At 51.9% G+C, this 17256-nt stretch carries 12 protein-coding genes and 2 riboswitches; of the genes, 7 read left to right on the plus strand and 5 right to left on the minus strand.

The window, feature by feature from the left end:
- Positions 1–108 precede the first annotated feature (108 nt).
- The gene (gene htpG, locus NST23_RS07295) at positions 109–1989 is read left to right on the plus strand and encodes a molecular chaperone HtpG (RefSeq protein ID WP_173598406.1); all 1881 of its coding nucleotides are present in this window, start codon (positions 109–111) and stop codon (positions 1987–1989) included.
- A 335-nt stretch (positions 1990–2324) separates the two neighbouring features.
- Here the strand turns inward: htpG and NST23_RS07300 are convergent, their stop codons facing one another.
- A complete protein-coding gene (locus NST23_RS07300) occupies positions 2325–3071 on the minus strand; it encodes a DUF5701 family protein (protein ID WP_340963434.1) in 747 nt (248 codons plus the stop codon).
- A 139-nt stretch (positions 3072–3210) separates the two neighbouring features.
- Between NST23_RS07300 and NST23_RS07305 the strand changes: the two genes are divergently transcribed.
- Positions 3211–3915 carry a MerR family DNA-binding transcriptional regulator gene (locus NST23_RS07305; RefSeq protein ID WP_340963436.1) on the plus strand — a complete coding sequence of 235 codons (705 nt, stop codon included), beginning with the start codon at positions 3211–3213 and terminating at the stop codon, positions 3913–3915.
- Between the two features lie 39 nt (positions 3916–3954).
- Here the strand turns inward: NST23_RS07305 and NST23_RS07310 are convergent, their stop codons facing one another.
- The 3 genes from NST23_RS07310 to NST23_RS07320 form a co-directional block, all read right to left on the minus strand.
- Positions 3955–4794: a putative bifunctional diguanylate cyclase/phosphodiesterase gene (locus NST23_RS07310; protein ID WP_122962993.1), complete on the minus strand. Its 840-nt coding sequence runs from the start codon at positions 4792–4794 to the stop codon at positions 3955–3957.
- A 149-nt stretch (positions 4795–4943) separates the two neighbouring features.
- Entirely contained in the window at positions 4944–5660 is a 717-nt protein-coding gene (locus NST23_RS07315) for a response regulator transcription factor (RefSeq protein ID WP_122962994.1), read from the minus strand.
- Between the two features lie 146 nt (positions 5661–5806).
- A complete protein-coding gene (locus tag NST23_RS07320; RefSeq protein ID WP_340963437.1) occupies positions 5807–8749 on the minus strand; it encodes a response regulator in 2943 nt (980 codons plus the stop codon).
- Positions 8750–8873: 124 nt separating this feature from the next.
- On the opposite strand from NST23_RS07320, the gene NST23_RS07325 reads away from it, so the two are divergent.
- Complete coding sequence (locus tag NST23_RS07325; RefSeq protein ID WP_122962996.1) at positions 8874–9212, plus strand: hypothetical protein; 339 nt, start codon at positions 8874–8876, stop codon at positions 9210–9212.
- Positions 9213–9232: 20 nt separating this feature from the next.
- Complete coding sequence (locus NST23_RS07330) at positions 9233–10834, plus strand: sigma-54 interaction domain-containing protein (RefSeq protein WP_122962997.1); 1602 nt, start codon at positions 9233–9235, stop codon at positions 10832–10834.
- A gap of 101 nt (positions 10835–10935) precedes the next feature.
- On the opposite strand, the gene NST23_RS07335 is transcribed toward NST23_RS07330, so the two are convergent.
- Positions 10936–12309 (minus strand): amino acid permease, encoded by a 1374-nt coding sequence (locus NST23_RS07335; RefSeq protein ID WP_122962998.1) that lies wholly within the window; start codon positions 12307–12309, stop codon positions 10936–10938.
- Positions 12310–12647: 338 nt separating this feature from the next.
- Positions 12648–12706, minus strand: a riboswitch (glycine riboswitch).
- 3 nt (positions 12707–12709) lie between these two features.
- A riboswitch (glycine riboswitch) is annotated at positions 12710–12809 on the minus strand.
- Positions 12810–13214: 405 nt separating this feature from the next.
- Here NST23_RS07335 and NST23_RS07340 point away from each other — a divergent pair.
- The 3 genes from NST23_RS07340 to NST23_RS07350 all read left to right on the plus strand — a co-directional run bounded on the left by NST23_RS07340 (position 13215) and on the right by NST23_RS07350 (position 17196).
- Positions 13215–14360 carry an iron-containing alcohol dehydrogenase gene (locus NST23_RS07340; RefSeq protein WP_340963438.1) on the plus strand — a complete coding sequence of 382 codons (1146 nt, stop codon included), beginning with the start codon at positions 13215–13217 and terminating at the stop codon, positions 14358–14360.
- 14 nt (positions 14361–14374) lie between these two features.
- A complete protein-coding gene (locus NST23_RS07345) occupies positions 14375–15757 on the plus strand; it encodes a hypothetical protein (RefSeq protein WP_340963441.1) in 1383 nt (460 codons plus the stop codon).
- Positions 15758–15822: 65 nt separating this feature from the next.
- Positions 15823–17196 carry an NAD-dependent succinate-semialdehyde dehydrogenase gene (locus NST23_RS07350; RefSeq protein ID WP_281869067.1) on the plus strand — a complete coding sequence of 458 codons (1374 nt, stop codon included), beginning with the start codon at positions 15823–15825 and terminating at the stop codon, positions 17194–17196.
- The last annotated feature ends 60 nt before the right edge of the window (positions 17197–17256 follow it).

Consider the following 17256-nt stretch of genomic DNA (forward strand, 5'->3'; position numbering starts at 1 on the left):
CGGTATATTGACAGAAAAATCTAGGACTGTTATAAAAAATAGTGGATAGCACTCTCGCGGTGAGAGTGCTAACAATTGTGTGTGGCAAAATAGAAGGGAGAATGGCCGATGGAAAAAAAGCAGTTTCAGGCTGAATCGACGCGACTGTTGGAAATGATGATCCACTCCATTTACACGCAAAAAGAGATTTTCCTGCGTGAGCTGATTTCCAACGCAAGCGATGCGATTGACAAAATCTATTACCGCTCGCTGACGGATGATCAGCTGGTGTTCGATAAAGACAATTACTTCATTAAAATTAGCGTGGACAAGGCTGCCCGCGAATTGACGATTACCGATACGGGAATCGGCATGACCGCTGAAGAGCTGGAAAACAACTTGGGCGTGATCGCCAAAAGCGGTTCCCTTGCCTTCAAAAAAGAAAACGATGCCAAAGACGGCTACAATATTATCGGGCAATTCGGGGTGGGCTTCTACTCTGCCTTCATGGTCGCTGACGTCGTAACGGTCACGAGCAAAGCGCTGGGGGCAGACACAGGCTACAGATGGCAATCCAGCGGAACCGATGGCTATACCATCGAGCCTTATGCAAAAGATGAGGTCGGCACTACGATCACTCTCAAAATCAAAGAGAATACGGAAGAAGAACGCTACGATGAGTTTTTGGAAGAGTATCGCTTGAAGGCGATTATCAAAAAATACTCGGACTTCATTCGCTACCCGATCAAGATGGACGTGACGAAGCATCAGCCGAAAGAAGGCAGCGACAGCGAGTTTGAGGAAGTGCAAGAAGAGCAGACGGTCAACAGCATGGTGCCGATCTGGCGCAAGAACAAAAACGAGCTGACTGACGAAGACTACGAACAGTTTTATGTAAGCAAGCATTACGGTTTCGACAAGCCGCTTGCGCACGTTCACGTCAGCGCGGATGGAGCGGTCGTCTATCAGGCGATTTTGTACATCCCGGAAAGCATTCCGTTCGACTACTACTCCAAAGAGTATGAAAAAGGTCTGGAGCTGTACGCCAATGGTGTACTGATCATGAACAAATGTGCTGACCTGCTGCCAGATTACTTCAGCTTCGTCAAAGGGATGGTCGATTCGGAAAGCCTGTCTCTCAACATTTCCAGGGAAATGCTGCAGCATGACCGCCAGTTGAAGCTGATCGCGAAAAACATCTCCAGCAAAATCAAGGGCCAACTGCAAAGCATGCAAAAAAATGAGCGGGAGAAGTACGAAAAGTTTTACGAAGCGTTCGGCAGACAGCTGAAATACGGCGTATACAGCGATTTTGGCACACACAAGGACACGCTTCAGGACTTGCTCATGTTCTACTCTTCCAAAGAGAAAAAGCTGGTGACGCTGGCCGAGTACGTCGAGAGAATGCCGGAAGACCAGAAGTACATCTACTATGCGACAGGGGAATCCAACGAGCGCATCGAAAAACTGCCGCAAACCGAGCTGGTATCCGACAAAGGCTATGAAATCCTTTACTTCACAGAGGATATCGACGAGTTCGCGATCAAGATGCTGCGCACCTACAAAGACAAGGAGTTCCGTTCCGTCTCCAGCGCCGATCTGGGAATTGAACCAGACGAGCAGGACAAGGCGGCAGACGCTGAAAATGAAGACAACCAGGAGCTGTTCGCTTACATGAAGAGCCTGCTCGAAGGCAAAGTTGCAAGCGTAAAAGCATCCAAGCGTCTCAAATCCCATCCAGTCTGCCTGTCGACAGAAGGCGATGTCACGATCGAGATGGAAAAAGTGCTGAACGCCATGCCGAACAGCCAAGGCGTGAAAGCGCAAAAGGTGCTGGAGATCAACGTGAACCATGACGTGTTCCAGTCGCTGAAGGCCGCTTTCGGTCAAGACAAGGAAAAAGTGAATTTGTACACAGCGGTGCTTTACCATCAGGCGCTGCTGATCGAAGGCTTGCCGATTGAAGATCCGGTCGCGTTCACGAACGATATTTGCAAAATGATGGTATAGCAAAAGGGGGATGCATGAGGCATCCCCTTTTTTCGCTGGAAATAATCGCTTGCGAAAAGCACATCGCGCACCGCGGTTTTCTTGCCTTTTCCGAGTGTGGCCGAGAAGATGGAAGCAACAAAGGAGAATCGTTCCCAAGCGCTCTTGGCGTGTAGCGATCCAGTCCGGTTCGTGATGGAGGTCGGAAAATGCGGGCTGAGCAGCTGCAAAAGGCGCTTGCGACCGATGCAGATGAACTGCGCAGCCTTGTGGGAGTTCCGTACGAGGCAGTAGCGAAAAAGCATTGCCCAGGTGGAAGCACATGTCACCAACGGAGTTACGCTAAAGTAAAACCGTTAGCTGTTGTGGGAGCAAACCTTAAAGCTGCCTTCAAGGTTTTTTTCGTTTGCGACGCTGTCCGTTCCTATGCGCTCCAGACATGAGGCTGAGCCTAGCCACGTATGCGGGTTACCTGCCCAGCACCATCCGAGCTTCGGCTTGCCTTGACTGATCCATAGGGCCGTTACGCGCCGATCGCCACAACGGGAGCCGAGCAGGGAAAAACCGTTGTTCTTTTTCAACAGCTCAGGAAAGTGGGTAACGAGGGCAATGCCTTCCTCCAGAGTAAGCGGAGAGCGCCCTTGGGCCAAAAGGCGGGGCAGGGCGTCGTTCGGCGTGACGTTGAGCGTTTGTCCTCCGGTATCAATGTCAGCCAAAAGATAGGCGACTCCGGCAGGCAACGCGATTCCATCGATCGGCTTGAAGCGGCACATATCCTGCTCATCCATGACGCTAAAGCCCGCCTTTTTCTGGCGCTCCACGAGCTGGATGGCACGGCTGCTGTCGACCCACTCGCTTTTTACGACGAGGGCAAAAGGAGCATAACCTTCAGGCAGTTCCGTCTCATTTGTCCACGGAGGAAGCGAGGCTGCTTTGTCCTTCAACGGTTCCAGTTGCTTGCGGAAAGCGCTCTCTGTCATCCGGGCAATGCTAGGATACCCTTTTGCAACGAGATTGGTAACTTGGCGTTCAAATTCCATTTCCAACAGGTCAAAGACGATGGGAAACCCCTCCTTCGATATGCGCATCACTAACGAGGACATTTTTCCTTTTCATCTTACAACATGGATGCTAATTCGAAGGTTTGATCAGAAGTTTTGTTGAATAAATAGGGGAGAGTTGCTCAAACGTTATAAGCGAGCTTTAAACCAGGAACAAATGAAGAGAGGGGTCCACGAAAAAATGCGGCCGATTGACATTGCGCGAAAATTGAAGCTGAGCACAAGCGCCTTGCGCAACTACGAAGCGCAAGGACTTGTTCCGCCAGTGGAACGGTCTGCGGGCGGCTATCGTTTGTATACCGCCGAGCACGTTGCCTATTTTACTTGTATACAGGCTATGTCGCCCGGGTTCGGGATGGAGGTGACTGCGGAAGTTGTGCGGAACGTTCAAGCAAGGCAGCTCGATGCGGCGCTATGGCGCGTGAATGAGGTGCAAGCCCTTTTGCAACGGGACAAGCAACTGGCAGAAAGCAACATGCGGATGTTCTGCGAGCTGGATGGCAAGCAAACGCAAGCAGAGTCTGGCGAAGCGTGGCTGACGATCAAGGAAGCTTCCCGAAAAACAGGGCTTCCCAGCTCGACGATTCGCCATTGGGAGAAAACAGGGCTGATTACAACCACGCGCGATCCGCAAAATGGCTATCGGTTGTTCAATCGCTCGCATATCCGAAAAATTATGCTTTTGCAAGCGTTGCGCGCGCAGGTGTATTCGCCAACGGTTGTAGAGCTGAAAAATGCCATTGCTCACATGAGGGAAGACGATGTTTTAGAGGCGAGAAAAATCGCCACGGACTTCTTGCAGTATTTGCATCGGGTCAACTGCTGGCAAATGCGCGGAATCCATGCTCTCTATGATCTGTGCCGATTGGTAAAGCTGGTTGAATGAGAGGAGGGTGCCTTCGGTTCGGTAACCGAAGCTTTTTCATCATGTATGCAGAAACTTGTTTTCCTGCTTCCATTCTACTTTGCGGAAAAACAGGGGCAACTCGCTTTCGTGCAACGGTTTGCTGATCAGAAAGCCTTGCACAAAATCACATTTCCACTTTTGCAGGCTATGGAGCTGTTCAAACGTCTCGATGCCTTCAGCGACGACAGTGAGCCCCAGTTTGCGCGCCAGTGAAATGATCCATTCGACGAGTACCGTTCCTTCATAATGATTGGCAATATGAGCGACAAATGACCGATCGACTTTAATAGTTGAGAGGGGGAGAGTCGTGATGTATTCAAGCGAGGAGTATTCCGTCCCGAAATCATCCAATACGATTTTGATGCCGTGGTTAGCGAATTTTTTCAAAGTATCGATCCGTCTGTCCTTGAGCGAGATTCTGTCCCGTTCTGTCAATTCCAGCTCCAATGATTGAGGGGAGAGAGCTGTTTTCTGCAAAATGCCGCATACCCGATCGAAGAAGAGAGAGTCTTGCAATTGCAGGCCCGAGATGTTGACTGACATGACGGAAGTGGGCATGTACTTTTCTTGAATTTGCTTGTTTTTTTGGCAAGCGGTCTGGATGACCCAGTCACCGATGGAATAAATCAGTCCGATCTCTTCGGCGAGCGGGATAAATTCCGTAGGGGAGATCGGTCCGAAGAGCGGATGGTGCCATCTGAGCAAAGCTTCAAAACCGCGTACGTTGCCAGAGACGGTTTCGAACTGCGGTTGGTAATGCAAAGTCAGCTGTTCAAGCCGTACTGCTTCTTGCAAATCATTGGCCAGTCTCAGCTTGTGCTCCAGATCCTCGCTCGTCAGTAACGATGTAAACTCCATGTTTTATTTACCCTCCATTTTGCGTCCATTTCTTCTGGGATTGATTATGCACGGGATGTATTAGATAAGTTTCTGTCTATGTATTAGGATAGTGTGAAATAATCTCAAAAAAATAGCACCATCTCGCAGGAGACGATGCCATTTGTCTGCTAGTTTTTAGAAACGAACTTGTATCCTACACCCCAAACGGTGCGGATGTATTTCGGTTCCTTCGGATTGTCTTCGATTTTTTTGCGCAGGTTGGCGATGTGAACATCGATGGCCCGATCTGTCACAAAAGAATCGAAACCGCGCAGTTCGTAGAGCAATTCCTCCCGACTGAATACTTTTCCCTCATTTGTAATGAACAGACGCATAATCTCAAATTCGGAAAAAGTCGTTTCGACGTGAAACTGATTGACAAAGATCGCCCTGCGCTCCAAATCGAGCAGGAAAGTATTCTCGGAACTCGCGACTGCTGTGTCAGCCTGTTCCCCGCTTTCTGGGGCAGCAGGCTGTTGGTATTGGTGGGTTCGTCTGATCATGGCTCCGATTTTTGCGGAAATCTCTCGCAAGGAAAAAGGCTTGCAAATATAATCGTCCGCTCCAGCTTGCAAAGCCTCTACGCGATCGGATACGTCTGTCTTCATCGAGACAATCAGGATGGGAGCAACGGAAAAGGTGCGCAGCTCGCTGCATATCCTGGTACCGCTCATATCCGGCAGAATCATGTCCACGAGGATGACATCTGGAGCAAATGATTGCGCCATGTCCAAGCCTTTCTGTCCATGATCCGCTATTTTTACAGAATAGCCTTCTTCGGTTAAATACATGGCCAGCATTTCGCCCATAATCTGATCGTCTTCGATAATCAATAGGTTGTACATCAGATTCCTCACTCTTTCTGGGAGAAAGTTATTCGTAAAAATGGGAAAGAGCTAGCAATTTTTCGTTTTTTCCTAATACTTTTCTCATATTTTAGCAAAAAAGCGAGGAGAATGGACCTAATTTCATGAAAAATGCTAAAAAAATGTTAGGAGATTGCCAGAGTTTCTTGCCATTCGTTTGCTAACGCTAACACTTCGTTCAACTGCCATTCCAGTTCGCTCATAAATTCTTGATAATCGTTCGGATTTACAGAAGCAGAAAGCTGCGCCTCCATTTTTCTTGATAAAAGAAGCAATCTTTGTGCAGACAAATTTCCCGCAACACCACTGAGAGTGTGAATCATTCTTCTTGCTTCCTGGAAGTTTCCTGCGAGAAACGCCGTTTGGAGGTTTGATGTAAAATCCGAATATTCTTTAGTGAATGAACGGAGAATTTGCGTGTATATCGGGATTTTTCCATCCAGTCGCTCCAGTGCGAGCGAAACATCCAGACAAGGTACGGGAATTGCTCGCTTCAATGTTTCCTTCATCTCGCCCAAATGAATCGGCTTGGTAATGACGCCGTTCATCCCCGAACGGTAGCAATTGTCGTGTTCGGCTTTAATGACGCTCGCCGTCATCGCAATAATGGGCAGGCTGGCGTACTGTTTGTGCTGGCGGATGCGGATCGTCGCTTCACAACCGTCCATCTCCGGCATGTGGACATCCATGAGAATCAGATCCCATTTTCTCGTCTCCAAAAGCTCCAGCACTTCTTGCCCGTTTTTGGCAACGGTCACAGCGTAACCTTCGCGCCGGAGGAACTCGACCGCTACCAGCTGATTGATCTCGTTGTCCTCTGCCAGCAAAATTTTGCCGCGATATCCGGGGAAGAGGACGTTTTCGTAAGGAGCGGACTGCGGCTTCTGCAAAGTCTCGGTCACATGTGTTTCCTTGTGCTCCTGTGCCCCCAGTATCGCGCGCGCTACATCCATCCGGTTAATCGGCTTGATCAGAACAGCGTCAGGCTGGGCGGATTCCTCCAGGGAGGCCAGCTCGTCGCGGCCGTACTCTGTCGTCATGGCAATTGTCGCTGCGTCGCATAGCTCGGCGAGCGCGTGCAGCCGCTGCAACGATTCTACGCCGTACATGTCTTCCGCTTCCATGTCGACGAACACAAAGCGAAACGGGTTGTGCGCTTCAGCGTGTTCCAACAGCTCGAAAGCCTCTCGCCAGGTGGCGACGCAGATAGGCGAAAAGTTTAGGCCAAACAACATGTCAGCCATGCTGCTTCGCATTTTGTCGTGATTTTCCACAATCAGGACACGCTGGCCTTCGTAGCCTGGTGGCAGCATGGAGCCAGGGCTTTCGCTTTCCAGCCAGGGCGCGTGTTCAAACGGGAGGGTGAAGGAGAAGCAGCTTCCTTTGCCGATTGCGCTAGTCACTTCGAGAGTGGCGCCCATCATCTCGACGAGACTGCGCGAGATGACCAGACCAAGTCCGGTGCCGCCGTATTTTCTGCTCGTCGTGCCATCTGCCTGTGTGAACGGTTCAAACAGCTTGTCGAGCTGATCTTCCGACATGCCGATGCCTGTATCCTCTACGGCAAAATGCAAGTACAGCAGTCGTCCTTCTTCTTTTTCCAGCGTGATTCGCACAGAGACGTATCCTTGCTCGGTAAACTTGATGGCGTTGTGGCACAGATTGAGCAACACTTGCTCCAGCCGATGCTGGTCCCCGATCAGTTTGGGCAACATTTTCGGCGGCAGATCGAGAATGATTTCGATTTGCTTCGTCCCGAGGTAAATGCTCAGCATATGCGAGAGCCGCCGGACAAAATCGTCGAGGTCAAAGCTTGCCTTTTCCAGCTCCAGCTTGCCAGCCTCGATCTTGGAAAAGTCGAGAATCTCGTTAATGAGGCGGAGCAATACTTGGGAGGAAGACAGCACCTTGTCCAAGTAATTTTTTTGCATCACCGTCATCACCGTTTTCTGCATCAGTTGGGACAGTCCGATGATCCCGTTGAGCGGGGTGCGGATTTCGTGACTCATCCGCGCCAAAAAGTCGGTTTTCGCCTTGCTCGCTTCCTCCGCTTCTTCCTTGGCTGCCCGCAGTTCGGCCTGAATCCGCCGCTGTTCCTTCAACATGAAGTGCAGCAAAAGCGAGAGCAGACTGACCAGAACGAAAATGGAAACTTTGGTAATCAGGCTGGACAAGTCTTGTACAGAGTTCAATTGTCCGAGCGCTTCGCTGGCAGGCAGTACGGCTGCGACAGACCAGCCCGTGGAAGAGACAGGGGAGTAGCCGATGTAATAGTTGTTGCCGTCGATGGAGACGAGTTGCAATCCTTTTTGTCCAGCGACCATGCCTTGTCCGATTTTGGCCAGATCGCCTGGTTGTTCCGTCAGCTTGTGTCGGCTGACAAGCTCGGGATTTGGATGGTACATGATCGTTCCGTCTTTGGAAACCAGGATGGCGTAGCCCGATTCCCCGATCGGGTACGTGCCGAGCATTTGCGGAATGTCGTCGAGCAAAATATCGATGGCGACGAAGCCCAGCAGCCTTTCGTTTTCCTCAATCTTCATGGTGCCGCTGGTCACCATTTTTTTCGTGAGATAATCGGCGTACGGCTCGGAAAAAACGACGTCATTGGAACGGACGGCGTCTGGATACCAGGGGCGTTTGGTGAGCGACCAGTCTTTTCCTGAGAGCGTGTCGGTGTTGCCGATCGTGAAGTTGCCCGCATTGCTGGAAACCCATACAAGACCCAGGTTGTGGTCCAGCCGCTGGATGCCGTCCAATGCGGTCGCTACGTCCAAGTAATGCGGGCTGGTGAAGGCATGCTCTCGCGTCTGCACGGTTTGCAGGTAGCGCAAGATTGCCTGGTTGGTGCTCATTTGCCTGATCAGCAACGCTTTTTGCGCAAAGAAAGCGTCCATCCGTTCGGCCAGAGCCTGGCTTTGCAGGGTCAGCTTGTTCTCAATCTCGACTTTCATGATCCGGTTGGTTTGGGAGCGCATGATGTAGCCGGACAGGGAGAAGGCGACCACGATGATCAGGAGGATGAGAATGGTCAGTTTTCGGGCATGGCTGACGTGAAAAGTTTTCATGAACGACCTCGCAATCTGTGATGTACGTTGTTTTCATTTTACAACACAAATCTCAAAATCTTCCGGAAAAAGCGCGGCTTGCTCCCGATTCATCTAGTAAAATAGAGAGGAAGGGGTGACAGTCATGTACACCGTATGGAAAGTGAAATACTTGAAAATATCTTCCTACCTCAAACTATGTGTGGGAGCCGGTTTTTCACTGGGTCTCTTGATCGGACTTGTTCAACTGCTTTTTCTGTTTTTGATGCGTGCCACAGAGGGACATTCAGGAGCAAGCGGCATGTGGGACAGCTTGCTTGCCGGCCTGGCGAATGCGGCAGGCACTGTCATCGTCTATACTTTTGGCGCCGCGGTTATCAGTCTTATTTCTTATTTTCCTTTTATGGCTTTTCTCAAACGCAAGCAAGGAATAAAGATCGAAGGAATATTGGAACCATTTGAAGAGAGCGAGATCAGGTCATGACATCATGGAGAGAATCGCACATGCATCCATTGCGTCCAACGATGACGGTCGAGGAAGCCGTCGCCCATTTTACGCCAGACCGGAACGAAGTGCAGGAAGTATACAGTGAAGAAGACGAATTTATCGGCTATTTGACGGTAGAAGCGATCGCCCATGCGATTCATCGCGGGGAATTGACGCGGCCGATTGTCGAATACGTGGTGCCGGAAGTGAGCTTGCCGGATCGAAAGCGGCAGGCAAGCTCGCAGGCGCAGCTTCACGCTTTTTTCGAGAGTCCGATCTGCCAAATCGTGTTCAATGCGCTGTATGACGGCGTGTACATTACAGACGGAGCGGGCATTACTTTGTTCATCAACCAGGCGTACCAGCGCATTACCGGGATTCGCGAAGAAGAGGTCATCGGCAAGCATATGGGCGATTTGATCAAGCAAGGCATGATCTCCGTGTCCGCTTCGCTGGAGACGATCCGCACGCGAAGGCCCGTGACGCTGATCCAGACGATACGCAACAGCCGCAAAATCATCGTTTCCGCGACGCCTGTGCTGTCGTCCGCAGGCGAGATTTTATACATCATCAGCAGTGTCCGGGACATCACCGAGCTGATCCGCTTGAAGCACGAGCTGGATAGTCAAAAGCTGCTGCAAAGCGATGTGCCCCCTGCCGATCAGATGGGGCTGGAAGATGTTGTGCTCGGGCCAGCGACGCGCTCGCTTTTCCGCCTGGCTGACAAGGTCGCCAAGACAGATGCAAAAATTTTGTTGCAGGGCGAGACGGGTGTAGGGAAAAGCATGATTGCGAAATACATCCACGCCAGGAGCAGTCGAGCCAACGAAATTTTTATGGAGTTGAACTGCGCGGCAATCCCGGGCCATCTGGTGGAGGCTGAGCTGTTTGGCTACGAGCCGGGTGCGTTTACGGGAGCGCTCAAGCAAGGCAAGGTCGGCATTTTGGAAAGCGCCCATCGCGGTACGCTTTTTCTCGACGAGATTGGCGATTTGCCGCTGGAGCTGCAAGTCAAGCTGTTGAAGGTCGTGGAGGAAAGCAAATTCATGCGCGTCGGCTCCACGCAAGTGCGACATGTAGATGTGCGGATCATCACGGCGACTCATCGGGATTTGGCTACGCTGGTGCGGGAAGGGTTGTTCCGCGAGGATTTGTACTATCGGCTGAACATCGTCACTTTCGAGGTTCCACCGCTGCGGCAGCGCCGGGAAGAGATTGTCCCGCTGCTTGAGTCCTATCTGGAAAAATTCAACGAAAAGTACAACGAGCAAAAAACGATGACGCTGGAGTGTTACGAGTGGCTGACCAACTACAGTTGGCCGGGGAACATCCGGGAGCTGGCGAACCTGGTCGAGCGGCTGGTTGTCACGACTTTTCACAACACGATTGACGTGGGAGATTTGCCCGGCTTTTTGCAACAGGTGTTTCCGCAAGCGGAGCCGACGTCGTTGCGCGATGCGGTGGCACGACTGGAGCGCAGCATGATCAGCCAAGCGATCCAGACGCACCGGACGACCAGACTGGCAGCAGAAGCGCTTGGGATCAGCCAAAGTGCGCTCGTCCAGAAGATGAAAAAGTGGCAGCTGCACATCGGCAGCGAACCGGAGTTGAACGAATAGGAAAACATCCCGCGAGCGCCTGACGCCATCGCGGGATGTTTGTTTTACTCATGCAGCCACATTCGTTCATGAATGTGGTTTTTGGTTGTGTCGCTTACCGCTTACGAGTTTTCGGCAATTTTGACCTGATCGACTTTCGCTTTGCGCAGCTTGTAAATCACCACGAGCATGATGAACCAGACAGGTGTGATGAACAAGGCAACGCGCGTGTCTTCAGCAAGTGCGAGCACGACGAGAATGAACGCGAGAAAAGCGAGAATCAAGTAATTGGCAAACGGATAGAGCGGCATTTTGAATTTGTTTTGCGCTGCCAGCTCTGGTCTTGTCTTGCGGTATTTCAGGTGGCAAATGACCGTAATGCCCCAGATGAACAGGAAGCAAACCGTCGAGACACTCGTGATCAGCGTGAAGACGCCTTCTGGCATGATGTAGTTCAATACAACGGCGATGAGAATGACGACGGTAGAGAAGAACAGGGCATTGGCAGGAACTTGGCGAGTCGTGAGCTTGGTCATGGCCGCAGGCGCGTTTTGTTCTCTGCCCAAAGAGTAGACCATTCGGCTTGTACTGAAGACGGCGCTGTTACATGCCGAAGCGGCGGAGGTCAGTACGACAAAGTTGACGATTCCCGCAGCGGCAGCAATTCCGATTGCGGCAAACACTTGCACGAACGGGCTTTCTGTCGGAACGATCGCACTCCATGGGTAGATGCTCATAATCACGATCAGCGCACCGACGTAGAACAGCAAGACGCGGATCGGAATGTTGTTGATCGCTTTTGGAATGACGCGCTCAGGATTTTCTGTCTCTCCGGCAGTCAGTCCGACCAGCTCAATGCCGACGAACGCGAAGACGACCATCTGGAACGAAAGTAAGAAGCCGTTGATTCCGTTCGGGAACATCCCGCCATGGCTCCACAAGTTCGTGAAGCTGGAAGCGCCGGAGTTGGTGGAGAAGCCTTTGACGATCATGACGATACCGACGACGATCAAGGCGAGAATCGCGATGACTTTTACCAGCGCGAACCAAAACTCCATTTCTCCGAACAGCTTCACGGTTGCCAGGTTCATGAAAAGTAAAATTACGAGGGCAATCAACCCCGGCATCCATTGCGGCACTCCCGGAAACCAATACTGTGTGTACAAGCCGACAGCCGTCAAATCGGCCATGGCAATCGAAATCCAGCAAAACCAATACGTCCAGCCTGTGACGAACGCAGCCATGTTTCCGAGGTAGTCTTTTACGAAGTCGACGAAGGAATGGTAGTTCAGGTTGCTCAGGAGAAGTTCACCGAGCGAGCGCATGATCAAAAAGCAAATAATCCCAGTAATCAGGTACGCAAACAAAATGGATGGCCCGGCGAGGTGAATGGATTTTCCCGCACCCAGAAATAGTCCGGTACCAATGGCTCCACCGATTGCGATGAGTTGAACGTGTCTGTTTTTCAGACCTCTCGCCAATTTTTGTTGTTCCATGTGATCCCCCTCTTTCTCTCTGTCTGATTCTGCACAGTTACTTGGAAAGACAACTACTTGCTCGACGACTTTTTCTTCGCAAAAGTTTATGGTTCTTTATAATTCTCATAGTAACATAGCTGTACAGAATAAATACATCATTAAGTTACTTCCAACGAAAAAAACGCTTACATTTTTCAGTGAGTCCTTATTTTTTGCTGTTTGCTTCCGGTTGCTCCCTCCTTGTTTGCCCGAGTGGGGATGTGGCTGTTCCCCTGAAAGCGCAGCGATTTCTAGCAGCAATCCTATTTTTCGCCAATAAAAAAAGGAACGGGAAAAATAGGCTGGTTCCTATTTTCCTCTGTCCTTTTACCTGAGAGTGTTTAACTCCTTTGGTGGCCAATGGCTCTCTCCAGAGATGCGTCCCATTGCGGTCCTTTTACCTGAGAGATTTGTCCTGGGGGTCAGGATTTGCTCCTTCGGTGCTAAACGGTAAGTTTAGTCTCTCCCGCAATATTCATCCGCGATAGATATTCGCATGCGTTCTTTTGATAGTAAATTATTCCAAATAGCTTGTCAAACGAAAATTGCCAATTGACAGACTATTTTAAGCATAAAACATTTTTGACCGATTGAAGTCCAACAAACAAGGGAGATGGCAAGAATCAACAACAATTTGATTCGAAAGCAAATCAATATGATGTATTTTGATTTGAAACATGATCGGTGATCGGATGAAAACGGTTGCTTTTTGTTCCGGGCAAAGCGAGAGCGAAAAATGTGACGAACATGTGAGAAAAGGTGGTTTTGCGAGCGGAAATCTACCATTTCGCCGGGAGCAAACGAGGTTGGGTGCAGCGAATTTTAAGGCTTTGGCACGGGATTTGCTTTTAAGTGGCAGCACAGAGAAGGGAGAGAGTGACAACATGAACATTTCTACATTTGCTGCTGCGAACAAGCTGGTCACAGGCCGCGATTCGCTGACATTGCTTGCAGAGGAAGTCGCCCGGCTGGGGGTGCAGCGTCCGCTGATCGTCACCGACCATATTTTGATTCAGGCCGGGGTGGTGGCACAAGTCGAGGAGCTTTTGCCGATGAAGGCAGGCATCTTCCCGGACGTCAATCCGGAGCCGGAAATCGAAATCGTCGACCTGTGTGTCAGCATGATTCGCGCAGGAAGCTACGACGGGCTGATTGCGGTCGGCGGAGGAAGCGCGATCGACATTGCGAAAGCGGCTGCGGTCATGGCGACTAATGAGGGCAGCATCGAACAGTATTTTGGCACGAATCTGGTCAAGCAGCCGGGCTTGCCGCTGATCGCGATTCCGACTACAGCGGGAACAGGCTCGGAAGTGACCAATATCTCGATTTTGTCCGATACGAAGGAGCAAGTAAAAAAAGGAATTGTAAGCCCTTACTTGCTGCCGGATGTCGCTATCGTCTCGCCGATGATGACGCTGACGTGCCCGCCGAGTGTTACCGCTGCGAGCGGCGTGGATGCGTTGGTGCATGCAGTGGAAGCCTATATTTCCAAGTTTGCCTCCCCAGTCACGGACGCGCTGGCGATTGGCGCGATGAAGCTGATCGCTGTTCACCTGCCAAAAGCGTACGCGGCCCCGGACAACATCGAATCGCGCGAAGCCATGATTACAGCCGCGTTGATGGCGGGTCTTGCCTTCGGAAATGCAGGGGTAGGAGCTGTACATGCCCTGGCTTACCCGCTCGGCGGACGCTTCCACATGGCGCACGGCGTCAGCAACTCGCTGCTTTTGCCTTACGTGATGCGCACGAACAAGATCGCCTGCCTGGAAAAGCTGGGAGACATCGCCCAGGCGCTCGGAGAAAATACAACTGGCCTGAGCCTGGATGAAGCGGCGGAAAAAGCGATCGAAGCGATGACGCGTCTGTGCCGTTACGTGGAAATTCCCCAGTCGTTGCGCGAGTTCAACATCCCTGAGACAGCGCTTGCCGAGATGGCGGAAGAAGCGATGAAGCAGACCCGGCTTTTGAAAAACAATCCCCGCACCTTGCGGAAAAAAGACATAGAAGATATATATCGCGCAGCTTACTAAGAGGGGGATATCACATGAAGTGGAAGCAACGCAAAGATGGTGCAGAGACTCCGTATATTCCGGTTGGCCCGTTCAAAATTCGCCTGCCGTTCGTGCATTATCGTTTTGAATGGCCTGATTACTTGCAAGGATTGCTGATGTGCGCCGTCGATCTCGGCGCCATCACGTTGCTTGCCGATCACCTTGGCATGCCGTTTGAGGTCGGCTTGGCTGTCGTCATTTTAAATGGCTTCTTGTATTTGCTGCACCACTTGCTGGGCGATCCGGTCATTCCGGGCTGGATTACCCCTGCGATTCCGTTGATCGTGCTGTTTGTCGGGCAATTTCCCGAAGGGCCGGATCGGGTGTACGCCCTGATTGCCTTCCAGTTGACGCTCGGGCTGCTATCGATTATTTTGGGCGTCACCGGGCTTGCCAAACGGGTAGTCAACTTCGTGCCGAACGCGATCAAATCAGGCATTATCCTCGGCGCGGGGATTGGCGCGATCACCTCGATTTTTGAAAAAGGCGGGAAGTTCGACCTGTTCCCGTACACGATTGCGATTTGTATCGGTTTCTGCTTTTATCTCGTATTTTCCAAGCATTTTGAAGGATTGAAGCAAAAAGGCAAGCTGTGGGCGCTGCTCGGCAATTTGGGGATTTTGCCTGCGATTTTGTTGGCGGTATTCGTAGCGCCGATCTTCGGGGAAGCGAAGTGGCCGGATATTCAGTGGGGATTCAGCCAACCGGACTTCGCCACGCTCTGGTCGCAGTATACGGTCTTCGGCTTGGGGCTGCCGGCGCTGTCCTTTTTCATCACGGCGCTTCCTGCGGTGTTCGCGACTTACCTTGTCGTCTTTGGCGATGTGCTGAAAACGAAAGCGCTGTTATCCGAATCTGACCAGGTGCGTCTCGATGAAAAAGTCGACTACAATCCTGACCGGGCGCACATGATTTTTGGCGGACGCAACATGCTGATGAGCCTGATCGGACCGGATATTACGATGTGCGGCCCGATGTGGGCAGCGATGCAGGTCGTGGTCGTGGAGCGGTTCAAAAAAGGCAAGCAGGCGATGAACTCCTTTTTCGGGGGCGCAGGCTCTTTCCGCTGGGGAACGAATACAGGTCTGCTGCTGTTGCCGATCGTCAGCCTCGTTCAGCCGATTCTCGGTGTTGCAGTGGCATTGACCTTGCTCGTGCAAGGCTACGTCAGCGTGCGAATTGGCGTGATGCAGGCGCGTAGCCAGCGCGATTTGGGGATCGCCGGAGTCGTCGGAGCCATTCTGGTGATCAAAGGGGCAGCGATGGCTTTTGGCGCGGGAATTTTGCTGTGCGTTTTATTATATGGAAAAGATTGGTTGCGCGGAGAAAAAGAGAAATTGTTTACAGCCAATGAACAGGAGGAAAAAGCGGCGTGAAACAACAACAAGAGTGGAACAAAGGGATTTACGTGAATGGAACATGGCTGACATTGGACAAGCGCATGATCGTGCAAAATCCGGCGACGCTCGCGACGATTGGCAGTGTGCCGGACGCGGGTGCGGAAGAAGCGAAGCAGGCAGTCGATGCCGCGCAAGCCGCTTTTGACAGCTGGTCGAAAACGACGGCTTACGAGCGGGCCACTCTTCTGGAGCGCTGGCATCAGGCCATTGAAGCCAGACTCGATGAAATCGCCTACGTGATGACGATGGAGCAGGGCAAGCCGCTTGCAGAAGCGCGGGGCGAGGTGCAGTATGCCAACAGCTACATCAAATGGTACGCGGAAGAAGCGAAGCGGATTTACGGGGAGACGATCCCGTCGTCTGCCGTCTCCAAACGGATCATCGTCCAGAAGCAGCCTGTCGGTGTCGTGGCTGCGGTTACTCCGTGGAACTTTCCGGCGGCAATGATCGCGCGCAAGCTCGCTCCGGCGCTTGCCGCAGGCTGCACGGCCGTAGCCAAGCCAGCGGAACAGACGCCGTTGACGGCGCTGTTGCTGGCGGAATGCGCCGAGGAGGCTGGCATCCCCGCAGGTGTAATCAACATCGTCACTACTTCGCGGGCGGGAGAAGTGGTCGACGTCTGGATGGAAGATTCTCGCGTGAAAAAGCTGACGTTTACCGGATCGACGCCTGTGGGCAAGCTCTTGATGAAAAAAGCGGCGGACACCGTGAAAAAGCTGTCTCTGGAGCTGGGCGGTTTGGCGCCGTTCATCGTGGCAGAAGACGCGAATCTCGAAGCGGCTGTCAAAGGCTTGATCCAGTCCAAATTCCGCAACGCCGGGCAAACGTGCATTTGCGCCAACCGGATTTACGTGCACGAGGCTGTGAAAGAACCATTTTTGCAAAGGCTGACAGAAGCGGTCGCTGCGCTGCGCGTAGGTGTCGGGACAGAGGACCATGTCGAGATCGGCCCGCTGATCGATGACAGAGCGGTCAAAAAAGTCCGGCAGCAGGTAGACGACGCTATCTCCAAAGGGGCTGTGCTGCATGGCAATCCGGAGCTGGAAGGTGCGGTCGGCTATTTCTTGAAGCCTGTTGTGCTCTCGGAGGTCACAGACGAAATGCTCTGCATGCAAGAGGAGACGTTCGGGCCGATTGCTCCTGTCAGCACGTACTCCGACGACGCGGACGTCATCAGACGCGCGAATGCGACACCGTACGGACTGGCGGCTTACGTTTTCACCCAGTCGTTGACGCGGGCATTCATGTTCTCGGAAAATCTGGAATACGGCATTGTCGGGGTAAACGACGGGGGGCCATCTGTCGCGCAAGCACCGTTTGGCGGCATGAAGGAAAGCGGTCTCGGCCGGGAAGGCAGTCACCAAGGAATCGAAGAATATTTGGAGGTCAAATACATTTCGCTGCAACTGGTGTAACCAACAGATGACAAAGTGAATAAACAAAGAGCACAGCGCGTGATATGCGGGCTGTGCTTT

The organism is Brevibacillus sp. FSL K6-0770 (assembly GCF_038000275.1).
GTDB lineage: Bacteria > Bacillota > Bacilli > Brevibacillales > Brevibacillaceae > Brevibacillus > Brevibacillus parabrevis.